Origin of the sequence: Mesorhizobium sp. M7A.F.Ca.US.006.04.2.1 (genome assembly GCF_004022915.1) — a bacterium.
Taxonomy (GTDB): Bacteria; Pseudomonadota; Alphaproteobacteria; order Rhizobiales; family Rhizobiaceae; genus Mesorhizobium; species Mesorhizobium ciceri.
Genome location: NZ_RZQA01001026.1, coordinates 1 through 1,966, shown reverse-complemented (window position 1 = coordinate 1,966; position 1,966 = coordinate 1). Strand labels below are relative to the sequence as shown.

The window sequence follows — 1,966 nt, the reverse complement described above, 5'->3', positions numbered from 1 at the left end:
CGCCTGTACAACATGACCAGCGATCCCGGCATGAAGGACATGCTGTCCTTCCTTATTGCGCGCGACACCATGCACCAACAGCAGTGGCTCGCGGCAATCGAAGATATGGGCGGACTGAACGCGTCTCTGCCGGTCCCCAACTCCTTCCCGCAGGAAAAGGAGCATCAGGACGTATCCTATGCCTTCATCAATTGCTTCGTCGAAGGTGTCGAACCAGCGCAGGGACGTTGGAGCGAAGGACCGTCGATGGACGGCAAGGGCGAGTTCTCCCTGGTCGCCGGTTCGCCAATGGGCGAGGAGCCCATGCTGTCGCCGCCTCGGCCAAGTTCCGGCGCCCAGAGCGAGCAGATGATCGACAGGCGGGCAGCCGAATAGGCAAAGATAGCAATGCCGGAGGGAGCCGGCACTCGGCTGTCTCCTACTAGCGGCTCCTGCGGAGTCGGGCGCACCCGGTGGTACCGAGCAACTGGCGCTCCGCACGAGGGATAGTGCGACCCATTGGTGACTGGTGCGTGCCTGACGAAGCTCTCCATTTCCGCTTCGACATAAATGCTTCACCTAGGGAACATCGCCGGCTCCGCGAAGTTGGACAGCCACGGAGGACGTGCACATGAACAGTGTCATCTATCTTATCGGCGTTATCGTTGTCGTGCTGGCGGTCCTCTCCTTCCTCGGTCTTCACTAGGTGGCCCCATGCAGCATGAAAACGATCAGGGCGGACAGCCCACCGATTTCGACAAGGCGAAAAGCGACGTTTCCGAAAGGCTTCGCCAGGAAAATGAGCGTGCCAGCGAGTTGCTTCACGACGCGCGTGATACGGTGACCCGCAAGGCTGGCGACTATGCATCTGAAGCCAGGGAGGTCATCTCCGACAAGGCGCAGGAAGCGCAGCGCGACATCGGATCGAGCCTGGCGGCGCTGGGCGGCGCACTGCGCGCGGCCAGTGATCACCTGGCCAACAACGATGAAAGGAACGCATCGAAGTTCGCATTGGATGCTGCCGGTGGCTTGGAGCGGCTTTCATCGTCATTGAAACAGAAGCCGTTCGGCCAGGTCCTGGAGGACGTGCAGTCCTTTGGCCGGCAAAATCCCGGTGTCCTGCTTGCCGGATCGGTATTGGCCGGATTGGCTCTCGGGCGGTTCATCAAGGCCTCGCCGCCGGCGGGTCGAGAATTTCAGGATGCGCCGGGAGACCTCAAATCCCACACCGATCAGGCACAGGGTTGGTCCGCTGATCGGTCGCAGGATTCGGGCGTCGTCGGCGATGATGGGGCCATGCAGAGCGCGGAGCAGGACAGATGAACACCCAGGACAACCCAAGCCTTGCCGGGCTGATCACCGACTTGGCCCAGAATGTCACCACTTTGGTGCAAACCGAGGCCAGGCTGTTTCGGGCCGAGCTTTCTGAAAAGCTTGCCAAAGCCGGAGCAGGTGCCGCGGAAGTGCTGGGCGGCGCGATCTGCTTGCTCGCCGCGCTAATGGTGTTGCTGCAGGCACTCGTTATTGCACTGACGCGGGCAGGACTTGGCGCGGGGTGGTCTTCCCTGCTGGTCGGCGTGGTCGTGGCGGCCCTCGGCATTATCCTGCTGCGGACCGGGACGGCCAGCATGGCGCCTTCGGAACTTACCCCCGACCGCACCCAGGAACAGCTCAAGCGCGACGCGAGCGTGATCAAGGAACAAGTGAGATGACTGAGAAATCCGCAGCCGAACTTGAACGCGAGGCCGAGGCAGCCCGTGCGCGGGTGATGGAGACCGCCGAATCCATTCGAGGCAGGATGACGCCGGGACAATTGCTGGATGAGTTCACCGGGCTGTTCTCGGGAGGGGAGAGTTCGGCCATGCTCGCCAACCTCAGAACGCAGGTCCGAGACAACCCTTTGCCGGTCACTATGGTGGGCGCGGGTCTGGCTTGGCTGATGTTCGGCAGTGGTACCGCAGACACCGCCCGCGGTTCGGCTGGCTAC

Annotated in this window: 3 protein-coding genes and 1 pseudogene; all 4 read left to right on the top strand. The window is 62.1% G+C overall.

Annotated features, from left to right (window positions below; genetic code table 11):
* The coding region (locus tag EN925_RS33715) for a manganese catalase family protein (RefSeq protein WP_206633082.1) at positions 1-375 on the top strand (375 nt) is incomplete at its 5' end.
* A gap of 318 nt (positions 376-693) precedes the next feature.
* Positions 694-1,302, top strand: a complete 609-nt coding sequence (locus EN925_RS33710; RefSeq protein WP_127368832.1) for a hypothetical protein — start codon at positions 694-696, stop codon at positions 1,300-1,302.
* Entirely contained in the window at positions 1,299-1,691 is a 393-nt protein-coding gene (locus EN925_RS33705) for a phage holin family protein (RefSeq protein WP_013525134.1), read from the top strand. The genes EN925_RS33710 and EN925_RS33705 overlap by 4 nt, the downstream gene beginning before the upstream one ends.
* Positions 1,688-1,966: pseudogene (locus EN925_RS33700) on the top strand (DUF3618 domain-containing protein); the annotation flags it as partial. The gene EN925_RS33705 and the pseudogene EN925_RS33700, both read left to right, overlap by 4 nt.